Here is a 20,134-nt window from a genome sequence, read left to right on the forward strand (position 1 = left end):
AACTCCGCTTACTTATTCGCTAGTCCTGCAATGCACGGCGATACAAAAAGCTCGCCTTTATAGGCGCCCTGCACGGTGCGCGTAGCAACGATCAGCCACATCAGCGCCAATGCCACCACCAGCACGCAACCAAACACACTGAAGAACCCCAGGTTCAACAGGCTCGCCAACTTCAGCGTGGCCAAGGCATACACCCCCAGCGGAAAGGTAAACCCCCACCAACCCAGGTTGAACGGAATGCCGGCGCGCAGGTAACGCAGGGTGATCAGTACCGCAATCAGCATCCACCACAGGCCGAAGCCCCACAGGGTAATGCCGGCCACCAGGCCCAGGCCGTTGGCCATCTCGCCCACACCCGGCAAGCCGTTGGCCGCGAAGATCGCCGGCGCATCGCCCCCCAGCAGCAACATGCCAAGGGCGCCGGTGCCGATAGGGCCGAGGGCCAGCCAGCTCGAGGCAGCCATATTGGCGTGGGGCAATTTGTGCAGGGCCATGCGCAACATCAGGATGGTCAGGATGCTGAATGCGACCGGCAGGGAGAACGCCCACAACACATAGCTGGTCACCAGCATCACCAGTTGCGAATGGGCGTCGGCCAGGTGCGGCGCGAGCAGGCCACCGCTGGCGGCGGCGACTTCGGCGGCCACCACCGGCAACAGCCACACGGCTGTCATCTGGTCGATGCTGTGTTCCTGGCGGGTGAACATCATGAACGGGATCAGCACACCGCAGGCCAGGGCCATCGCCACATCCAGCCACCACACCGCTTCAGCCAGCGAGATCACCTCGTTGCCCCAGCGTGGCAGGCCGAACAGCAGCAGCCCGTTGAGAATCGTGGCCAGGCCCATGGGAATGGTGCCGAAGAACATCGAGACGGTGGAGTGCCCGAAAATACGCCGCGCCTCGTGGAAAAACATCACCCAGCGCGCCGCATACAACAGGCTGAACAGCACAAACAGGCCGGTGGTCACCAGCCACAGCCCTTCGGCGATGGCATGCAGGCCAGGCAGGTTGACCGGCAGCTGCGCCAGGGCCAGCGCGAGCACGCCGGTGCCCATGGTCGCGGCAAACCAGTTGGGGGTGAACTGGCGAATCACTTCCCGGGGACGGGTCAGGTGACTGAAGGGTTTGTAACTGATGGATGTCGAGCAGGTCATGATGGCAATCCTCTTCCTCGCATGAGGTTGAGACCATCATAGAACCTGATCGAATATCTATATAACGGGTAATATCTCTAACTGTTATCTATTTTACCAATATAAAAGCAGGACTCACTCGCCCGCCGTGGCCCTGGCTCGCGCCGAGTCCTGCAGCAGCAGCCCTAACAACGCGCCCAGCGCCAGCAGAATGAGGATCGCGCCGTAGCCATCGGTGGTGGCAATCAGGCCGAAACTGCGGATCAGGTTGCCCGCCAGCAGCGAGGGCAAGCAGAACGCCAGGTAACTCAACACATAGAATGCCGACATCAGGCCCGCACGCTCATGGGGCAAGGCCAGCGGTACCACGCTGCGCAAGGCGCCGAGAAAGCCCGCGCCAAAACCGCTGCCGGCGATCAGCGTAGCGATGAAGAACAGCGGCAGGCTGGCGCTGTGCACGGCGGTGAGGATCAGCGTCACACCGATGGCGAGCAAGCCGGCCCCGAGGCGCAGCACCTTGTCGGCCGGGCGATTGCGCAGGGTGAAGATCATCAGCGCGCCGCTCAGGGTCAGCACGGCGACCAGGCCGCCACCGATCAGGTTGGAAGTCGAGCCGGTAGCGGCGCGCACCAGCGAAGGCGCCAGGGAGAGATAGAAGCCGCCCATCGCCCACACTGCCACATCCACCGGCAACGACAGCCACAAAGCGCGGCGCGCCTGGGGCGGTACATGCAAGGTGGGGCGCAGCGACGCCAGCGCGCCGGGGATACGACTGACGCTTTCCGGCAAGCGCCAGACATACACGGCCTGCAACAGCATCAATTCCAGCAATGTCCAGTAAATCAGTTGGGTCGGCAATGGCGCGAACTCCACCAACAGACTGCTGCCCATCGCGCCGCAGGCCATGCCCAGCAAAGGCGCCACACTGTTGACCAGCGGGCCTTGCTGGCGATCGGTATCCAACAAGGCGGCGCCCAACACTGCGGTGGCCATGCCCGTGGCGAAACCCTGCAAGGTGCGCGCGGCGATCAGCCAGGCGACGCTGTCTTCATTGATAAACAGCACCATCGCCAGCATATCCAGGATCAGCGCGGCAAAAATCACCGGTTTGCGCCCCAGGTAATCTGACAGCGAGCCGACGGTCAACAGCGCCGCCAGGAGGCTCAAGGCGTAGACCCCGAAGATCAGCGTGAGCATGCCCGCCGAAAAATGCAGGCCCTCCTGATACAGGTGGTACAACGGCGTCGGCGCACTGGAGGCCGCGAGAAACGTCAGCAAGGTGATCGCGAGGAACACCAGGCTGGAACGATGGGAAATAGGGCTGGACATGGGCACGCTCCGCTAAAGCTAATATTTTGCTTTTGCGGAGTGTGCTACTCGCCAGCGCTTAAAGCAAATTCTTTGTGTTAAGGTCACAAGCATGGCGATAAAAGAAGGCCTCCGCCCGGGGGGCCGCAGTGCCCGGGTACAAGAATCGGTCCATTCGGCAGTGCGTGAATTGCTGGAAACCCATGAGCGCTCCAGCGTCACCGTACCGATGATTGCTGCGCGCGCGGGCGTCACGCCCTCGACCATCTACCGGCGTTGGGGCGATTTGTCGGTGCTGCTCGCAGACGTGGCCCTGGCCCGCATGCGCCCCGACAGCGCGCCCGCCGACACCGGCAGCCTGCGCGGCGACCTGCAAGCCTGGGCCGAGCAATACCTGGATGAAATGAGTTCAGAGCCCGGTCGCAACATGATGCGCGACCTGCAATGCATGATCACGCCGGGTTACTGCGTGAGTATCTTGAGTGGGCAGTTGCAGGCGATTGTCGACCGCTATCCGGATCAATCGCCACCGAGCGTGGACCACTTGATCAATCTGCTGGCGGCGCCGACGGTGTTTCGGATTCTCTTCTCATCCGCGCCGCTGTCGGTGCAAGAGCTGCACGGCCTGATCGAGCTGGCACTCAAACCCTGAAGGCACACTGCAAAAACCAATGTGGGAGCGGGCTTGCTTGCGAATGCGGTGGATCAGTCAGAGATGGATCGACTGACAAACTGCATTCGCGAGCAAGCCCGCTCCCACATTTTTGACCGCGTCGAGGTTACGTACGCATCCCACGCCCGCTCACCAGCAACCGCGCACAACCGATGTACAGCACCACGGTCGCCACGAGCATGAAGGTGATCGCCACGCTGATCTTGATGTCCGACACGCCCAGGATGCCGTAGCGGAAGGCGTTGACCATATGCAGCACCGGGTTGGCCAGCGACACGGTCTGCCAGAACGGCGGCAGCAAGGTGATGGAGTAGAACACCCCGCCCAAGTACGTCAGCGGTGTCAGCACGAAAGTCGGGATGATCGAGATGTCATCGAAGTTGCGCGCAAACACCGCGTTGATGAAGCCAAGCAGCGAGAAGATCGTCGCGGTCAGCACCACCACCAGCAAGGTGACCCCGAGGTGGTGTACCTGCAGGTGGGTGAAAAACAGCGACAGCAGCGTCACAATCACCCCGACCATCAGGCCACGCAGCACGCCGCCCAGGGTGTAGCCGATCAGGATGGTGTGCGGCGAGACCGGCGAGACCATCAATTCCTCGATGGAGCGCTGGAACTTGCTGCCGAAGAAGCTGGAGACCACGTTACCGTAGGAGTTGGTGATCACCGACATCATGATCAGGCCCGGCACGATGTACTCCATGTAGGTGAAGCCACCCATGTCGCCAATCTGCCGGCCGATCAGGTTACCGAAGATCACGAAGTACAGGACCATGGTGATCGCCGGCGGCAGCAGGGTCTGCGGCCAGATCCGGGTAAAGCGCTTCACTTCGCGGTAGACGATGGTTTGCAGCGCGACAATGTTGGGTTGCAGTTCGGAACTCATACCGCCACCTTCGCCAGATTTTTCTCCACCAGGGACACGAACAACTCCTCGAGGCGATTGGTTTTATTGCGCAGGCTCAGCACTTCAATGTTCTGGGCCGCCAACTGGGTGAACAGCGCGGTGATGCCCATGGCCTTGTCCACCTGGACTTCCAGGGTATGGCTGTCCACCAGGCGGCTCGGGTAGCCGAGCAGTTGCGGCGAGACCGACAGGTTGTTCTTCAGGTCGAGCAGGAAAGTCTCCACATGCAACTGGCCCAGCAGGTTACGCATGCTGGTGTTCTCGACGATGGTGCCGTGGTCGATGATGCCGATGTTGCGGCACAGCTGCTCAGCCTCTTCCAGGTAGTGGGTGGTGAGGATGATGGTGATGCCCTTCTGGTTCAGCTCGGTGAGGAAGGTCCACATCGAACGGCGCAGCTCGATGTCCACGCCAGCGGTGGGCTCGTCGAGGATCAGCAGGCGCGGTTCATGCACCAGCGCACGTGCGATCATCAGGCGCCGCTTCATGCCGCCGGACAGCGAGCGCGAAGGCACGTCGCGCTTGTCCCACAGGCCCAACTGGGTCAGATACTGCTCGGCACGTTCCTTGGCGACTTTCGCCGGAATGCCGTAGTAACCCGCCTGGGTCACGACGATGTCGAAGGTCTTTTCAAACTGGTTGAAGTTGAATTCCTGGGGCACCACGCCGATCGAACGCTTGAGCGCCGCCGGGGATTTGTCCAGGTCATGCCCGAAGATATTCACCGTGCCGCTGGTCTTGTTGACCAGTGTCGAGAGGATACCGATGGTGGTGGATTTGCCGGCACCGTTGGGGCCGAGCAAGGCGAAGAAATCACCCTCGGCAACGTCCAGATCGATACCACTCAGGGCCTGGAAACCGTTGCCGTAGGTTTTGGTTAGCTGCCGGATGGACAGAGCGGAACTCATATCGGATTACGCACCAAAGAAGGGAATAGAAACAATAGATGAGGGCGCAGCCCACGTAGTTCAACGGCGGCGCATGACAAGCATGGTGCTTGCCCGCGCCGCACAAGTACAGTCACCCGTATTAATAGTGGGTATTAAGTCAACGCAGTCATGACCGCCTTGCGGTAGGCCGGACGCTGCTGCAGGCGCTGGTACCAGGCCTCCAGGTGGGGCATCGAAGGCCGTTCGATGGGCATTTCAAACCAGGCGTAGATGAAGCTGCCCAGGGGAATATCGCCGATGCCGATTTCATTGCCCGACAGATACGGCTGCACTGCGAGCGCCTGGTCGACGGTCTTGAGCACATCGATACAGGTCTTGCGCCCGGCGTGGATGGTGTCCCAGTTCTGTTTGTCCGCGGGGGTGCGCAGCACGCCCCAGAACACGGTCCTGAACGGGTCGGCGAAGGTCGACGTGGTCCAGTCCATCCACTTTTCAGCGTTGGCCCGCGCCTTCAGGTCGGTGGGATACAAGCTGGATGCCTGCTGGGCACACAGATAACGCACGATGGTGTTGGATTCCCACAACACGAAGTCACCGTCTTCGATCATCGGCACCCGGCCGTTGGGGTTCAACGCCCGGTATTGCGGCGTGTCGACCACACCAAAAGCCCCGCCCGCATCAATTGCCTCATAGTCCAGGCCGAGTTCCTCGGCGCACCAGAGTGCCTTCCTGACGTTTGATGAATTTTTACGACCCCAGATTTTCAGCATGACCGCGCCTTATTGTTGATGAACATGGCTAGATGAACGCAGCAGCATACGCCGGTTCACGCGCGGCTCAAATCACTCTGCATATCGCCCAGCAACGTCGGCATGTCCTCGGCAAACAAGTGCGGGTAACACTGCTGTATATGGGCGAAGAAAAATGCCTCGGGCACGTCGGGAAATTGCCCGTGGTCCACCACGTACTCCATCGAGCGCTGGCCCTGGCGATTGAACGCATGGAAAACACTGTCGTGGAGGCCATCGAACTCCAGCGGCGGCACATCGAACAACTCGCACAACTGGCTGTTGAACGCCGGCGTCGCCTTGACCCAGCGACCGCGCAGGTACAGTTCGGTGTAGCCGTGCATGGCGAACACATCGCTTTTGAGCAACGCGATCAGGCGTGGCGTCGACAGGTGATTGCGCACGTCGGCCAGGCCGATGCGTGCCGGGATCCCGCAGTGGCGGGCACAGGCAGCGAGCAAGGTGGCCTTGGGCACGCAGTAGCTTTCGCCGGCGGCCAGGGCATGGCTGGCGCTCAGGGTGCCTGGGTCGCGACTGAAGGTGTAGGGGTTGTAGCGAATCGCCTCACGTACGGCGTAATAAAGACTGACCGCCTGGTCACTTAAATCCGCGCTGGGACCACGATGTTTTTCGGCGAACTCCACCACCGCAGGGTGGTCACTATCGATGAAGCGGCTGGGACTCAGGTACGTATCCATGAGCTTGATCTCCGAAGGAAGCCTTGAGTTTAACGACAGGTCCGCCACAGAGATAACGACGATTCGGCCAAATGTCGGCGCCTGAAGATGGGTGCTTCCAGCACAACTCGTTACACCCTGATCACCCCGCTTGCTCGGATGCCGACTAAGCTCGTTGGTGGTTTCGCCCCTGGTTTCACGGAGGATTGAATATGCTGTTGTTGTGGATACTGGTTCTGGTGGTCGGCATTGCCTACCTGGCACACCGGCGCACCGCGCCCCTGCCCGCCCTGGGCGTGGTCGCCGTCTACCTGTTGGCGATGGGCGCCTGGAGTCACGCTCCCGGCTGGTTGCTGCTGATCTTCTGGGTGCTGCTGGCCGCCGTCGCGGCGCCGTTGTTGCTACCGGACCTGCGCCGCCAATACTTCACCAAGCCGCTGTTCAGCTGGTTCCAGAAAGTCCTGCCGCCGATGTCCGAGACCGAGCGCGATGCCATCGACGCCGGCACCGTGTGGTGGGACGGCGAACTGTTCAGCGGTCGCCCGGACTGGGACAAGTTGCTGGCCTATCCCAAGGCGCAACTGACCGAAGAAGAACAAGCGTTCATCGACGGCCCGACCGAAGAACTCTGCGCCATGGTCAGCGACTGGGAAATCGGCCAGGCCATGGACCTGCCGCCCGCTGCCTGGGAGCACATCAAGACCCACGGTTTCTTCGCCCTGATCATTCCCAAGGAATACGGCGGCAAGGGCTTCTCCGCGTATGCGCACTCACAAGTCGCGATGAAACTCGCCACCCGCAGCGGCGACCTGGCGTCCACCGTGATGGTGCCCAACTCACTCGGCCCGGCCGAATTGCTGCTGCACTACGGCACCGATGAGCAACGCAACCACTACCTGCCGCGCCTGGCGCGCGGCGATGACATCCCCTGCTTCGCCCTGACCGGCCCGCTGGCCGGCTCCGACGCCGGCGCCATGCCCGACACCGGCGTGATCTGCAAAGGCGAATGGGAAGGCAAGGAAACCCTCGGCCTGCGCCTCAACTGGGAAAAACGCTACATCACCCTGGGGCCGGTCGCGACCCTGCTCGGCCTGGCCTTCAAGGCACATGACCCGGACCACCTGCTGGGCGAGGAAGAAGACCTGGGCATCAGCCTGGCGCTGATCCCCACCGACACCCCCGGCGTGGAAATCGGCCGTCGCCACCTGCCCCTGGGCGCTGCCTTCATGAACGGCCCCAACTCCGGCAAGGACGTGTTCATCCCCCTGGAATTCCTCATTGGTGGCCAGGAAATGCTCGGCAAGGGCTGGATGATGTTGATGAACTGCCTGTCGGTCGGCCGTTCGATCTCCCTGCCCGCTGTCGGCACCGGCGCCGCCAAGTTCACCAGCCTGGTCACCGGCCAGTACGCCCAGGTGCGTGAGCAATTCAACGTGCCGCTGTCGGCCTTCGAAGGTATCCAGGAAGCCCTGGCGCGCATCGGCGGCAACGCCTGGCTGATGGACAGCGCGCGCATGCTCACCGCCAACGCCGTCGACCTGGGCGAAAAACCCTCGGTGCTGTCGGCGATCCTCAAGTACCACCTGACCGAGCGCGGTCGTGAATGCATCAGCCACGCCATGGATGTGCACGGTGGCAAGGGCATCATCATGGGCCCCAACAACTACCTGGGCCGCAGCTGGCAGGGTGCGCCGATCTTCATCACGGTAGAAGGCGCGAACATCCTCTCGCGCAACCTGATGATCTTCGGCCAGGGCGCCATCCGCTGCCATCCGTTCGTGCTCAAGGAAATGGCCCTGGCCGGTCGCGAAGACCATGACCAGGCACTCAAGGAGTTCGACGGCCTGCTGATGCAGCATATCGGTTTCGCCGTGAGCAACGCCGCCAGCACCCTGGTGCTGAACCTGGGCGTGGGCCACTTCGAAAAAGCTCCGGGCAACCGCCTCAGCCAAGGTTACTTCCGCGCCCTGAATCGCCAGGCTGCCGCCTTCGCCCTGCTCGCCGACCTGAGCATGATGCTGCTCGGCGGCGAGTTGAAGCGCCGCGAACGCCTGTCCGCGCGCCTGGGCGATGTGCTGAGCCACATGTACCTGGCCTCGGCAGCACTCAAGCGTTATCACGACCTGGATTCGCCGGATCACCTGGAACCGCTGTTCGCCTGGGCCATGGAAGAAAGCCTCGGCGAGTCGGAGCGCGCACTGGATGAACTGCTCAGCAACTTCCCGAACAAGGTACTGGGCTGCCTGCTGCGGGTCATCGTGTTCCCGTTCGGGCGTCGCCATACCGGGCCGTCCGACGCGCTGGATGCCGAAGTGGCCGCGGTGATTGGCCGTGCCAAAGGCGACCCGACCCTGGAAGAACTGCTGGCCGGCTGCTACCGCCCACAATCGGCGGAAGATCCGGTGGGCGCCCTGCAACATGCTTACGACCTGCTGGGTGCCAGCCACCCACTGCAGAAAAAGCTGCACAGCGCGCTCAAAAGCGGCCAGGTCAAGCCGACTGCCGGCGAACATGCGATCGACGCTGCATTGCACGCCGGCGTGCTGCAACCGGCTGAAGCACAGACCTTGCGTGACGCCGAGGCGGCGCGGCGCAAGGTGATCGACGTGGATGATTTCAGCAAGGAAGAGCTGGAACACACCGAGGGTAAAGTCCGCTGAGTCCAGCGGTCATATAAATACGGGCGCGAGGGCTATATACTCTCGCGCCCGTTTTTGCTTTAGAGGACTTATCTCGTGTCCAACGTCGTTGCCGATCATCTCGTCTTGCTCGACCACTTGCGCAGCATCCTGGTTGCCGTCGGCGAAGCCGAACAGGTACCCGAGGAAAGCCACACCCTGTTCCTGGAGCGCTTCGACGAATTGCGCGCCCTGCTGCCGATCGACCCGATCGAAAGCCAGTACCTGGGCCAGGACCTGATGAGCCAGGTCATCCTGCGCTACCCACAGATTGCCCACCTGGTACCGCGCGACCTGCTGTGGTTCTTCGGTGGTGACTGCCTGCACTTCATGCCTGACGAAGAACTGGACCTGTACCAGGCCCTGGAAGAGCGTCGCTTCGAAGCCGAACAGAACGACGAACCGTTCGACTGGAACCAGGAAAAGCAGCTGCTGGCCATGCCGCAGGACCAGAGCAAGCACTGATCAACCCCCACTATTTCCCTTGCCGGTGATGGCGGCCTTGAGTCCAGCGGTGGCTTCAAGGGCTCATCGCCGGCGCCCCGGCTCCTACCAGGTGTTGGCGGCGCAATGTCGGCTCCTTCGCCATGCATTCCACCAGATAGTCGATAAACACCCGCAACTTCGGCGACAGGTACCGCGTCGGCGAATGCAGCAACCACGCCTCGCCATGGTAGGACGCAATAAAGTCCCATGCCGGCAACACATGCACCAAGCGCCCCTCCTCCAAGGCATGCCGCGCGGTGAAATACGGCAGGCTGCCAATCCCCACATGCTGCAACACCGCATCCAGGCGTACCCCGGTGTGGTTCGCCGCATAACGCCCGTGCACACCTACCGTTACCGTCTTGCCCGCCTGGCGAAATTTCCAGCGTGAGTCCGCCGGCGTTTCACCCAGATAGATGCAGCTGTGTGCGAGCAAATCCTGGGGGTGACCCGGCGTGCCGTGCTCGGCCAGGTACTGTGGGGTCGCGCACAACAAGTGCTCGATGGGCAACAGCTGCCGTCCGACCAGCCCCGGCGGCGGGCTGTCGGTGATGCGGATGCTCAGGTCCACGTTGTCATCGATCAGGTCCACGTGCCGGTCCTCGAGGATCAGTTGCACATCGACCTTGGGATAGCGCCGCAGAAACTCCGGCATATGCGGGTGCACCACAAACCGCCCCACCGCCTTGGGCACACTGACCCGCACCTGACCTTCGGCCTCATGGGTGAACTGGCCGCTGACCTCCATGACCGAACGCGCCGCGTTGACCATCTCCTGGCAACGCTTGAACACCTCTTCCCCGCCCTCGCTCAGGCGCAGTTTGCGCGTAGTGCGTTGCAGCAAACGGGTGGCCAGGGCCTTTTCCAGGTGCGAGATGCTGCGACTCACCGAAGACGGCGAAGCCCCCATCTGCCGGGCCGCCTCGGAAAAGCTGCCGGCTTCCACTACCTTGACGAAAATCGCCATTTCACCCAGCAGCGGCAAGGGAAGATTGATGCTCATAGCGCACAGGTCCATTGAGAGTTGAGCGGATTATCACCCATCTACGCACTATTTATACTGCTCGCAGAACCTTGATGCGGATGTAGATAATGACCGAGCGCCTGTTTTTCACCCACGATCACCTGACTGCCGAGCTTGAAGTGCTGGACTGCACGCCGCACGAAGACCTCTTTGCCGTCACCCTGCAGTCAACCCTCTTCCACCCGCAAGGCGGCGGGCAACCTTTCGACACCGGCTGGCTCGGCGAGGCCAACGTCCTGCGCGTCACCCAGGAAGCCGATCGCGTGGTGCACTACACCGACCGCCCCGTGGCGCTTGGCTTGATTACCGCACGGGTCGACGAGCAGCGCCGCGCCCTGCACACACGCCTGCATTCCGCCGGGCACTTGATCGGCAACGTTGGCGAGACCCTGGGCTGGATGCCGATCAAGGCGCATCACTGGCCGGGCGAAGGCAAGATCACGTTTATCCGCGTCGACGCCGCCCAAGTCCTCGAGGCCGAGACGATTCAACAGCAAGTCAACCAGTGGATTGCCGCCGACTATCCGCGCCATATGACCCTGCAAGACGGCACCCGCGAAGTCGGCTTCGGCGAACTGCCGGCCTACGCCTGCGGCGGCACGCATGTACAGGCGCTGAGCGAACTGGGCCAAGTGACCATCCTGGCCCTGTCGGAGAAAAAGGGCGCACTGTCGGTGCGTTACACCCTCGACTGAAGCGCTACGCGCGGCTTGCTGGGTGAGATTTGCCTACCCTGGCAGGGGTGCTCCATCTGGCAGATCCACCCCCAGTGACAGGTGCACCCACTCTGGCAGCCTCACCCCCGTGGTGAGCAGGCTTGCCCTGCGTTGGGCTGCGCAGCAGCCCCAATAAGGCCGCCGCGGTTTGTCTGGAAAAACTCCAGTCAGGTTTGGGGGCTGCTGCGCAGCCCAACGCAGGGCAAGCCTGCTCACCACAACGAACCTGCTCACCACAACAAGCCTGCTCAACATCACAAACTTGATTGCCATAACACCGTGCTTGTCACCCCCCCAACTACCCGCTGCGACAGATAAGTCGCTGTGTCAGGTGCACTCGCTGTGATAGGCAAGCCCACAGTGTCAGGTTCACCCGCAGTGGCAGGTGCCCCCACTCTGGCAGGTTTCCCCCTGTGGTGAGCAGGCTTGCCCTGCGTTGGGCTGCGAAGCAGCCCTAATAAGGCCCCCACAGTTTGTCTGGGAAAAACTCCAGTCAGGTTTGGGGGCTGCTGCGCAGCCCAACGCAGGGCAAGCCTGCTCACCACAACGAACCTGTTCACCACAACAAGCCTGCTCAACATCACAAACTTGATTGCCATAACACCGTGCTTGTCACCCCCCCAATTACCCGCTGCGACAGATAAGTCACTGCGTCAGGTGCACTCGCTGTGATAGGCAAGCCCACAGTGTCAGGTTCACCCACCGTGACAGGTGTACTCCACCTGGCAGCCTCCTCCCGTGTGGTGAGCAGGCTTGCCCTGCGTTGGGCTGCGCAGCAGCCCCAATAAGGCTGCCGCAGTTTGTCTGGAAAAAACTCCAGTCAGGTTTGGGGGCTGCTGCGCAGCCCAACGCAGGACAAGCCTGCTCACCACAACAATCCTGTACACCACAATAAGCCTGTACACCACAATAAGCCTGCTCAACCACACAAGCCTGCTCACCACAACAGCCTGCTCAACATGACAAACCTGATTGCCACAGCATCATGCTTGCCACAACAAACCCTATCGCCCGTCTCCAGGCGATGCCTCAAGCTGTCATCACACCCGCCCTGCCCGGCCCCGTCACAAACGACTTGAGAGTCGACACGCCAGCCTGTGGATCGCGCGGGTCGCTGATCGCGCGAAACCTCGTCAGCATCTGCCGCGCCTCCAACTGCACCGACACGTACCCGCGCTGGCGACTGTCGAAAAACTTCACGTGCGGGTTGAGTGGCAACAACTGGGAAAACGCATTATAGGGCGGGCCATCGGACGTCACCGATGAGCCGACGAATTCGGTGGCCACGATCGGTGAGTCCAGATCATTGCCATCGACGTGCAAGTCCGTGGCCCAGAACGAATGGATATCACCGCCCCAGAACACCGGGTTGTTGACGCGGTGGCGCTGGATCGATGCGAGCATCCGCGAACGGTTGGCCATGTAGCCATCCCAGCCATCGGTCCAGCGCCCGAGTGCCTGGCTGGTCGGGTCGCGCTGGGTCAGCGGCGCCACCAGCAAGTCCTGGGCGATCACATTCCACTGCGCCCGCGACTGCGCAAAACCCTGGTCCAGCCAGGCCTCCTGCTGCCAGCCGAGCATAGTCCGCGCGGGGTTGCGCAGGTCGGCGCAGGTGTTGGCGGCGATATGCCCCTGGTGGCTGCCGTTGGCCGGAATGCACGGTTGTTCGGAGCGATACTGACGGCCGTCGAGCACGTGGAAACGCGCCAGTCGGCCGTAGTCCAGGCGCCGATAGATGCGCATATCCGGGCCTTTGGGCACGCTGCTCGCACGCAGCGGCATATGTTCATAGAACGCCTGGTAAGCCGCCGCGCGCTGCTGGAGAAATTGCGCCACCGGGATCTTGGGATCCTGGGACCAGCGATTGGCGTAGTCGTTCTGCACTTCGTGGTCGTCCCAGGTCGCCACGCTGGGTGCGGCGGCATGCAAGGCCTGCAGGTCCGGATCGGTTTTGTACAAGGCATAACGGTTGCGGTAATCGCCCAGGCTCACCGCATTGCCGCTGCCGTGGGCGCGAATGATTTTGCCCGAGTCCGCCGCGTAAGAGCTGTCGTAGATATAGTCACCGAGAAAAAACACCAGGTCAGGCTGCTCTGCCGCGAGGTGACGGTAGGCGCTGAAATAGCCGCGCTCCCAGTGCGAGCACGAGACAAATCCCAACCGCGCCGACGCCAGCGCTTGCACGGCGGGTGCCGTACGTGACTGCCCCACTGGGCTCTGCGCGCCGAGGCCTTCGAACTGATACCAATACGGCCGGCCCGCCTCCAGCCCGGCGACTTCCACGTGCACCGAATGGGCCAACCGCTCGCTGGCCATGACCTCGCCCTGTTGCACGATGCGGGTCATCGCCGCATCGCTGGCGACCCGCCAACGCACCGCCACCGCACGGTTCAACCCACCCCGGCCATCCACTGCATTGAACAGCGGCGCCAGGCGCGTCCAGATCACAAAGCCATCCGGCAACGGGTCGCCCGACGCCACGCCCAGGGTAAACGGATAGTCGACCCCGGCACTGCGCGCGAACGGACTGAGGATCGAAAACGTGGTGGCCACCGCCAGCCCGGCGAGTACCCGGCGCCGGCCGTGGTCAACGCCGCCGCTCACACCCGGTACTCCCACACCTCACGCACCGTGGCGAACACCAGCAGGTCTTCATGCACGCCGTTCTTGAGGAACGCGCCGCGCATGCAGCCTTCATATTGCAGGCCGATTTTCTCCATGACCCGCGCCGATTCCTTGTTGCGACTGAAGCACTGGCTGCCCACGCGATGCAGGCCAAGTTCGACAAAGCCGTAGTCCATCAATGCTGTCGCCGCCTCGGCCGCGTACCCCTGGTTGCGCGCATCCGCCGCAACCCAGCCGCCCAGGTGTCCGTAGCGATGAGCAGCATTGATGCGCAGGCTGACGATACCGATCAGCTCGCCATTGTCACGCCGGTGCATCCCCAGGCTCAGCAACCCCGTCGAGCGATATTTCGCCTGCATGCCGTCAATGAAATCCAGCGCGATTTCCAGGGTGTAGGGCGATGGAATGCTGGCGGTGTTATCGGCGATCTTCGGACCGTTGGCGAGGACGAACAACGTCTCGGCCTGGTTTTTTTCCAGGGCGCGCAACAGCAGTCGCGGGGTGGACAGATGGGGCAAGTCGCTGCTCATTTCCGGGGGGCCTCGATGTAAAGTTTTTGAGAATGGCCGCGCTTCGTTTCAATTCTGTTACGTCACAAAAATGACTTGTGAATGCCCTGTAAGACGCGTCCTAGAGCCCTCAAAACGTCAATTAAAGTTAACCATTCGGTCATTTTTGGTTGTTAGCGTGTCGCCCCTAATTCAATGACGGGGTAGCGGAATGAGAACCTGGGACGAACCGAAAAAACGCAAGGCGCACATCGAGCTGATCCCGATGATCGACGTGATGATGTTCCTGTTGGTGTTTTTCGTACTCGTGAGCCTGAACGTGATTCCGGCCCTCGGCATGAAGACCCAACTGCCCAGCGCCAGCAGTTCGCAGCAGCTCAAGCCGCAGAACAAATTCATCCTGACCCTGGGCCTGGAAGGCCAGCTGCAACTGGATGGCAAGGACCTCACCGTCGATGCGCTGGTGCCGGCTTTGAAGGCGGCCGAAAAGCCTGACACCAAGTCGACGATCATCGTCAACAGCGACAAGGGCGTGGAAGTTTCGCGCCTGGTGGAGGTGATGGACACCCTGCGTCTGGGTGGCTTTACCTCCGTGTCCATCGCCACGCGCAAGTCTTGATCATGTACGTCCTGTTTCGTGCGCGACAGCTGCTGGGCAGTGTCCCGGCCCTGATCGCCCTGGTGCTGATTGCACTGGGAATCCAGTCCCAGACGTTGAAGGTCGAACCGGTGTACGACGAGTCGGCGGTCGAGCTGGCGTTGGTCGAGCCCGAGCCGCCAGTGACCCCGGAGCCGGTGGTGGAACAAGAGCCACCGCCGCCGGTGATCGAGGATGAAGAGGCCGAGCCGGCCCCGCCGCCACCGCCGCCCAAGCCGTTGCCAAAACCTGAGCCCAAGCCCAAGCCGAAACCTCAGCCAAAGCCCGTGGTGGCCAAGCCATCGCCCGTGCCGACACCGCCGCCGGTGGCCGCCAAACCGGCCCCCGCCGTGGCGGCCCAGGCCGCGCCAACGCCGGCACCACCGGCCCCGCCGAAAGTCGACGGCCAGGCACTGGAGGGCGGCTATCTCAAGGGTTTGCGCAACGAGTTGGACACCTACAAACAGTACCCCACCGGACGCCAGGCCTCCCTCGAACGCCCGACCGGCGAAGTCGTGGTCTGGCTGCTGGTAGACCGCCAGGGTCGCGTTCTGGACTCCGGCCTGCAAACCCAGGCCTCGAGCATGTTGCTCAACCGGGCCGCCACCAACAGCTTGCGTCGCATCAAGCAAGTCAAGCCGTTCCCCGAGCAAGCCTTCGGGGGGCGCAATGAGCAGCGCTTCACCGCCACCTTCAACTACAGCGTGCAATAAGCACCCGACACCAGGACGACAGTGATGAGGTTCACACGTATTCATCTGGCACTTGTTGCCGCAAGCATGGGCCAGGGCATGGCCATGGCCGACACCGGCAACAGCGACGTCGGCACCATCGGCGTCCAGGGCAAGGCCACTGCGGGTGGCGGCTACATGGTGCAGGAAGAAAGCATCAAGGGCCGCTCCACGGTGACCAAGGAGGCGCTGGATAAACAGACCGCCACCGGCAACGCCATCGACAAGCTCAAGTACACCCCGGGCCTGAACATTTCCAGCGAAGACAACACCGGCCTGTCGGGCTTTCGCTTCACCATGCGCGGGCTCAACTCCGACCAGGTGGGGATGTCGGTGGACGGCATGCCGATCAACGACTCGGGCAACTACGCGCTGTATTCCAACCTGCTGGGCGACCCGGAAAACATCGACCAGATCTTCGTCACCCAGGGCTCCTCGGAAGCCGACGGCCCGCACATCGGCTCCAGCGGCGGCAACATCGGCATCGTGACGATTCGCCCGACCAAGGAAACCGGCGCGTTCGTCAAACAGGTGATGGGCAGCAACGCCACCCGCAAGACCTTCGCGCGGCTGAACACCGGTGAAGTCAACGGCCTCAGCAACTGGCTGTCGGCGTCCCACACCGAAGGCCAGATGTGGCGCGGCTCGGGTGCAGTGCGGGCGGACAAGGTCGAGTGGAACAGCTTCTTCGATGCGGGCGACGGCAACACCGCCAACCTGATCCTCAAGTACCACGAGCAGGACAACAACAGTTACAGCCAGCTGACCAAGGCGCAGTTCCAACAGAACGGCCGCAAGTACGACCCCTACCCGGCAACGCCGACCGTGGGTGCCAATGGCAAGTACAACAGCTATTACGCGCTGGCGCAGAACCCGTTCCAGACCTTCACCGCCGTGCTCAACACCCAGCTCAAACTGGCTGACAACCTCGCGCTGTCGGTGATTCCGTACTACTACTGGGGCAACGGCAGTGGCGTCGGCTCATCCAGCTATGCGCTGAACAGCGGCTCGAACCAGGGCGGTGTGTTCGACCTGGGCAACCTGCCTACCGGCGCGCAGTACAACGCCGATGGCACGCCGAACAGCGGCGTGTACTACCGCCCTTCACGCACGCAGACCTGGCGTCCGGGGATCACCACCAAACTGAACTGGGACCTGGGTGATCACAGCGTGCAATTTGGCTACTGGTACGAACGCGCGCGCCAGAGCCAGACCCAACCGTTCATTCCGCTCAAGTCCAGCGGCAAACCGGTCGACACCTGGCCCGACTCCAACGACGCCGTGGTCGATGCCAATGGCAACACCATCCAGGGTCGCGACCGCTTCACCATCACCCCCGCCCAGAAGGTCTGGGCCCAGGACACCTGGTACATCGACCCGGACTGGACGCTGGTGGCAGGCCTCGCCTACATGAACGTCAAGCGTGACGGCACCAACCACGGCAGCCTCACCGAACAGGCGGAAAAACGTAACCAGACCTACAACAAACTGCTGCCCAACGTCGGCCTCAAGTACCAGCTGGATGAGCGCGACCAGTTGTTCTACAGCCTGTCGCGCAACATGCGGATCCCGCAGAACTATGTGCTGTACGACAAGGGCCTGGACTCGATCAACTCCAAGCCCGAAACCAGCTGGAACCACGAGTTGGGCTGGCGCTTCACCGGTGACGACATGACCGTGGCGGCGACCTTGTTCTACATGCAGTTCAAGGATCGCCAGGTCTCGTCCAAAGACATCAACGGCGACTTCGCCGACATCAACGCGGGCGCGGTCAACAACAGCGGCCTGGAGCTGGAGTGGAGCGGCCTGCTGCCCAACCACTTCAACTACTACACCTCCTACACCTACACCAAGGCCGAGCAGCAAGACGACCTGACCGTGTACAACGCCGGCAAAGCCATCGTGCTGCCCACCAGCGGCAAGCAATTTGCCAACGTGCCGAAGAACATGCTGGCCGCCAACATCGGTTATGACGACGGTCGCTTCTACGGCACCTTCGGCGGCAAGTACACGAGCAAGCTCTACGGCGACCTGACCAACGATGAAGCCATTTCCGGGCGCACCGTGTTCAACGCCGGCGCGGGTATCTACCTGCCGGTGGACAAGAAAGTGGTCAAGGACGCCACCCTGCGCCTGAACGTCGACAACCTGTTCGACAAGAAATACCTGGACGGCGTGTACACCACCAAGACCAACGCCGCGACCTACGGCGGTTTCCGCGACGGCGACCCGGCGTACATCGTCGGCCTGGAACGCACTGTGACGGTTTCCCTGGAAGCCAATTTCTAATTGCGAGGTAAGCGAACATGGACATGAACCTGCTCCACGACATCACCTTCTATGTGATGTATGCCGCGATGGCCATCGCCATCTTCATCACCATCGAGCGCGGTATCTACTTCGCCTACGTGCGTCGCCAGGCTCGCGCGCTCACGGCGGTGCTGGACGCCAACGTACACAGCGAACGCGACTTGCCGCAGGGCTTGACCCAACGTGACAGCCTGCCCTTGAGCATGGTGTTGCCGGTGCTGGCACAGAAAGCCTCGCACGGTTCACGCAAGGACCTGGATGACGTGATCGAAACCCAGTACCTGACCACTCGCGCGCCACTGGCCCGCAGCCTGTGGATCATCGAGACCATCACCACGGCCGCGCCGCTGTTGGGCTTGCTGGGTACCATCCTCGGCATCATCGACACCTTCAAGGCGCTGGCGAGTGCCGGGGTGTCCGACCCAGGGCAGATTTCCGGTGGCATCGGCACGGCGCTGTTCGCCACTGGCCTGGGGATCGCCATCGCGCTGTTCTGCGTGGTGTTCCACAACTTCTTCCAGGACAGCCTGGAGCGCATCAACGACCAGTTGAAAATCCTGCTGATCCGCGCCGCCACCGGCGCCCGGGTACAGAGTGAAGTGCCGCACCTGGTGCCGACGCCGTTGCACAGCCGCACGGCGTGATGGTTACAGCGGGCGCGCAATGCGCCCGCTTTCTTCGTTGATAGAGGTCCCTATGTCTGCCTCCTTGAAATTGCGTATCGCAGGCCTGGCCGGCTTGCTCATGAGTCCGCTGGTTCAGGCGGACTTTTCGATTCCGGGGTTTGAACTGGTGCACACCGTGCCGGTGGATACCACGCTGGACACCGACGATTTGCGCCAGCCGGGGCCGGTGTGGATCGCGTTGTTCGATGGCGCCAAAAGCCGCATCGATATCGGCCAGTTCTATGCCGCCGACCATCCTGGCTCGGTGATGGACACGGTGATCGAACACCTTGAGGCCGCCGGCAAACGCGGTGTGAAGATTCGCTTCTTGCTGGAAGAAAAAGGCATCAAGTTGTCAGAAGCTTCCACGCTGGAACGTTTGCGTGCGATCCCCAACCTGACCTTCCGTGTGCTGCCCTATGGGCAACTGAGCGGCGGGATCATCCACGCCAAATACATGGTGGTGGATGGCAAGCAGGCATTTGTCGGCAGCCAGAACTTCGACTGGCGCTCTCTGGAACATATCCACGAAACCGGCCTGCGCATCAGCGACGCCACCGTGGTGAGCCAGGTCCAGGCGATCTTCGAACAGGATTGGCGCGCCCAGGCAGCGCTGACCGAGCACACCCCGGTGCCCCTGCCCGCAGCCAGCGAACCCCCTGCGCGCACTGGCAACTATCTGGTCGCCAGCCCGCAGCGCTACAACCCGCCGGGTGTCGGCGATTCACAACTGGAGTTGCCGCGCCTGCTCGGTGAAGCCAAAAAAGAGGTGCGCGTGCAACTGCTCGACTATGCGCCGCTGTCCTACGGGCCGGATAAAACCCGCCCTTACTACGCGGTGATCGACAATGCCGTGCGCGCAGCGGCGGCGCGTGGGGTGTCAATCAAGCTGATGGTGTCCAACTGGAACACCGACAAACTGGAACTGCCCTACCTGAAAAGCCTGGCGGTCCTGCCCAACGTCCAGGTCAAGATCGTCACCCTGCCGCAAGCCAGGCAAGGGTTTATCCCTTATGCGCGGGTGATCCACAGCAAGACCATGGAGATCGACGGCGAGGTCGCCTGGATCGGCACCAGCAACTGGCTGGGTGGGTATCTGGATAATTCGCGCAACCTGGAAGTAGTGATGCGCAGCGAAGCGATGGCCAAGCGTGTCGGGCAACTCCATGAGCAATTGTGGGATGGGCCCTACGCCAAGGCGTTGAACGTAACCGAGACGTACCCCGAGCCCCACCCTGGCCAGCCGTGACTCAGGCCACCTGCAGGCGCTGGCTTGCCGACGAAAATAGTCCCGGCACTGTGATCCGCCTGGCAATGCGCTTCATCGTCGGCAAGCCGGCTCCTGCGGGACCCTTTGCGTAGACCCTCGCCCGT

General features: G+C 62.0%; 18 protein-coding genes. 9 read left to right on the forward strand and 9 right to left on the reverse strand.

The window, feature by feature from the left end; genetic code table 11:
- Positions 1 to 8: 8 nt before the first annotated feature.
- Positions 9 to 1,157, reverse strand: coding sequence for a TDT family transporter (locus BBG20_RS06420; protein WP_065901408.1), 1,149 nt, complete (start codon positions 1,155 to 1,157; stop codon positions 9 to 11).
- A 114-nt stretch (positions 1,158 to 1,271) separates the two neighbouring features.
- The gene (locus tag BBG20_RS06425; RefSeq protein ID WP_065901413.1) at positions 1,272 to 2,465 is read right to left on the reverse strand and encodes an MFS transporter; all 1,194 of its coding nucleotides are present in this window, start codon (positions 2,463 to 2,465) and stop codon (positions 1,272 to 1,274) included.
- 91 nt (positions 2,466 to 2,556) lie between these two features.
- On the opposite strand from BBG20_RS06425, the gene BBG20_RS06430 reads away from it, so the two are divergent.
- Positions 2,557 to 3,096, forward strand: coding sequence for a TetR/AcrR family transcriptional regulator (locus BBG20_RS06430; protein ID WP_065901416.1), 540 nt, complete (start codon positions 2,557 to 2,559; stop codon positions 3,094 to 3,096).
- Positions 3,097 to 3,223: 127 nt separating this feature from the next.
- Here BBG20_RS06430 and BBG20_RS06435 read toward each other — a convergent pair whose 3' ends face one another.
- The 4 genes from BBG20_RS06435 to BBG20_RS06450 all read right to left on the reverse strand — a co-directional run bounded on the left by BBG20_RS06435 (position 3,224) and on the right by BBG20_RS06450 (position 6,400).
- A complete protein-coding gene (locus tag BBG20_RS06435; protein WP_065901419.1) occupies positions 3,224 to 4,003 on the reverse strand; it encodes an ABC transporter permease in 780 nt (259 codons plus the stop codon).
- Complete coding sequence (locus BBG20_RS06440) at positions 4,000 to 4,932, reverse strand: ABC transporter ATP-binding protein (RefSeq protein WP_065901421.1); 933 nt, start codon at positions 4,930 to 4,932, stop codon at positions 4,000 to 4,002. Before BBG20_RS06440 ends, BBG20_RS06435 begins: the two co-directional genes overlap by 4 nt.
- A 134-nt stretch (positions 4,933 to 5,066) precedes the next feature.
- Entirely contained in the window at positions 5,067 to 5,684 is a 618-nt protein-coding gene (locus BBG20_RS06445; RefSeq protein ID WP_065901424.1) for a glutathione S-transferase family protein, read from the reverse strand.
- A 56-nt stretch (positions 5,685 to 5,740) separates the two neighbouring features.
- Positions 5,741 to 6,400 carry a transglutaminase-like domain-containing protein gene (locus BBG20_RS06450; protein ID WP_065901427.1) on the reverse strand — a complete coding sequence of 220 codons (660 nt, stop codon included), beginning with the start codon at positions 6,398 to 6,400 and terminating at the stop codon, positions 5,741 to 5,743.
- A gap of 191 nt (positions 6,401 to 6,591) precedes the next feature.
- On the opposite strand from BBG20_RS06450, the gene BBG20_RS06455 reads away from it, so the two are divergent.
- Together BBG20_RS06455 and BBG20_RS06460 are read left to right on the forward strand one after the other, a co-directional pair.
- Entirely contained in the window at positions 6,592 to 9,039 is a 2,448-nt protein-coding gene (locus BBG20_RS06455) for an acyl-CoA dehydrogenase (RefSeq protein WP_065901428.1), read from the forward strand.
- Between the two features lie 75 nt (positions 9,040 to 9,114).
- Positions 9,115 to 9,522, forward strand: coding sequence for a PA2817 family protein (locus BBG20_RS06460; RefSeq protein WP_010567536.1), 408 nt, complete (start codon positions 9,115 to 9,117; stop codon positions 9,520 to 9,522).
- A 55-nt stretch (positions 9,523 to 9,577) separates the two neighbouring features.
- Here the strand turns inward: BBG20_RS06460 and BBG20_RS06465 are convergent, their stop codons facing one another.
- Complete coding sequence (locus BBG20_RS06465) at positions 9,578 to 10,546, reverse strand: LysR family transcriptional regulator (RefSeq protein WP_065901431.1); 969 nt, start codon at positions 10,544 to 10,546, stop codon at positions 9,578 to 9,580.
- Between the two features lie 89 nt (positions 10,547 to 10,635).
- On the opposite strand from BBG20_RS06465, the gene BBG20_RS06470 reads away from it, so the two are divergent.
- Entirely contained in the window at positions 10,636 to 11,262 is a 627-nt protein-coding gene (locus BBG20_RS06470; protein WP_065901433.1) for an alanyl-tRNA editing protein, read from the forward strand.
- 1,050 nt (positions 11,263 to 12,312) lie between these two features.
- Here BBG20_RS06470 and BBG20_RS06475 read toward each other — a convergent pair.
- Together BBG20_RS06475 and BBG20_RS06480 are read right to left on the reverse strand one after the other, a co-directional pair.
- Positions 12,313 to 13,887, reverse strand: a complete 1,575-nt coding sequence (locus BBG20_RS06475; protein ID WP_065901434.1) for an alkaline phosphatase D family protein — start codon at positions 13,885 to 13,887, stop codon at positions 12,313 to 12,315.
- A complete protein-coding gene (locus BBG20_RS06480; RefSeq protein WP_065901436.1) occupies positions 13,884 to 14,438 on the reverse strand; it encodes a GNAT family N-acetyltransferase in 555 nt (184 codons plus the stop codon). Before BBG20_RS06480 ends, BBG20_RS06475 begins: the two co-directional genes overlap by 4 nt.
- A 190-nt stretch (positions 14,439 to 14,628) precedes the next feature.
- On the opposite strand from BBG20_RS06480, the gene BBG20_RS06485 reads away from it, so the two are divergent.
- From BBG20_RS06485 to BBG20_RS06505, 5 genes are read left to right on the forward strand one after another with little or no spacing between them, the layout of a single operon-like run.
- Positions 14,629 to 15,036: an ExbD/TolR family protein gene (locus BBG20_RS06485; RefSeq protein ID WP_005786670.1), complete on the forward strand. Its 408-nt coding sequence runs from the start codon at positions 14,629 to 14,631 to the stop codon at positions 15,034 to 15,036.
- A 2-nt stretch (positions 15,037 to 15,038) separates the two neighbouring features.
- Positions 15,039 to 15,767 carry an energy transducer TonB family protein gene (locus BBG20_RS06490; RefSeq protein WP_065901440.1) on the forward strand — a complete coding sequence of 243 codons (729 nt, stop codon included), beginning with the start codon at positions 15,039 to 15,041 and terminating at the stop codon, positions 15,765 to 15,767.
- Between the two features lie 24 nt (positions 15,768 to 15,791).
- Positions 15,792 to 18,074 (forward strand): TonB-dependent receptor, encoded by a 2,283-nt coding sequence (locus BBG20_RS06495; RefSeq protein ID WP_065901443.1) that lies wholly within the window; start codon positions 15,792 to 15,794, stop codon positions 18,072 to 18,074.
- A 17-nt stretch (positions 18,075 to 18,091) separates the two neighbouring features.
- Positions 18,092 to 18,739 (forward strand): MotA/TolQ/ExbB proton channel family protein, encoded by a 648-nt coding sequence (locus BBG20_RS06500; protein ID WP_065901446.1) that lies wholly within the window; start codon positions 18,092 to 18,094, stop codon positions 18,737 to 18,739.
- Positions 18,740 to 18,791: 52 nt separating this feature from the next.
- Positions 18,792 to 20,009: a phospholipase D-like domain-containing protein gene (locus BBG20_RS06505; protein ID WP_065901448.1), complete on the forward strand. Its 1,218-nt coding sequence runs from the start codon at positions 18,792 to 18,794 to the stop codon at positions 20,007 to 20,009.
- Positions 20,010 to 20,134: the final 125 nt, after the last annotated feature.

The organism is Pseudomonas aylmerensis, from assembly GCF_001702265.1.
In the GTDB taxonomy this organism is placed as follows: Bacteria; Pseudomonadota; Gammaproteobacteria; order Pseudomonadales; family Pseudomonadaceae; genus Aquipseudomonas; species Aquipseudomonas aylmerensis.

Coding starts and splice junctions, on each gene's coding strand:
- BBG20_RS06420 (WP_065901408.1), bottom strand. CDS start 1,157: ATGACCTGCTCGACATCCATCAGTTACAAACCCTTCAGTCACCTGACC.
- BBG20_RS06425 (WP_065901413.1), bottom strand. CDS start 2,465: ATGTCCAGCCCTATTTCCCATCGTTCCAGCCTGGTGTTCCTCGCGATC.
- BBG20_RS06430 (WP_065901416.1), top strand. CDS start 2,557: ATGGCGATAAAAGAAGGCCTCCGCCCGGGGGGCCGCAGTGCCCGGGTA.
- BBG20_RS06435 (WP_065901419.1), bottom strand. CDS start 4,003: ATGAGTTCCGAACTGCAACCCAACATTGTCGCGCTGCAAACCATCGTC.
- BBG20_RS06440 (WP_065901421.1), bottom strand. CDS start 4,932: ATGAGTTCCGCTCTGTCCATCCGGCAGCTAACCAAAACCTACGGCAAC.
- BBG20_RS06445 (WP_065901424.1), bottom strand. CDS start 5,684: ATGCTGAAAATCTGGGGTCGTAAAAATTCATCAAACGTCAGGAAGGCA.
- BBG20_RS06450 (WP_065901427.1), bottom strand. CDS start 6,400: ATGGATACGTACCTGAGTCCCAGCCGCTTCATCGATAGTGACCACCCT.
- BBG20_RS06455 (WP_065901428.1), top strand. CDS start 6,592: ATGCTGTTGTTGTGGATACTGGTTCTGGTGGTCGGCATTGCCTACCTG.
- BBG20_RS06465 (WP_065901431.1), bottom strand. CDS start 10,546: ATGAGCATCAATCTTCCCTTGCCGCTGCTGGGTGAAATGGCGATTTTC.
- BBG20_RS06470 (WP_065901433.1), top strand. CDS start 10,636: ATGACCGAGCGCCTGTTTTTCACCCACGATCACCTGACTGCCGAGCTT.
- BBG20_RS06480 (WP_065901436.1), bottom strand. CDS start 14,438: ATGAGCAGCGACTTGCCCCATCTGTCCACCCCGCGACTGCTGTTGCGC.
- BBG20_RS06485 (WP_005786670.1), top strand. CDS start 14,629: ATGAGAACCTGGGACGAACCGAAAAAACGCAAGGCGCACATCGAGCTG.
- BBG20_RS06490 (WP_065901440.1), top strand. CDS start 15,039: ATGTACGTCCTGTTTCGTGCGCGACAGCTGCTGGGCAGTGTCCCGGCC.
- BBG20_RS06495 (WP_065901443.1), top strand. CDS start 15,792: ATGAGGTTCACACGTATTCATCTGGCACTTGTTGCCGCAAGCATGGGC.
- BBG20_RS06500 (WP_065901446.1), top strand. CDS start 18,092: ATGGACATGAACCTGCTCCACGACATCACCTTCTATGTGATGTATGCC.
- BBG20_RS06505 (WP_065901448.1), top strand. CDS start 18,792: ATGTCTGCCTCCTTGAAATTGCGTATCGCAGGCCTGGCCGGCTTGCTC.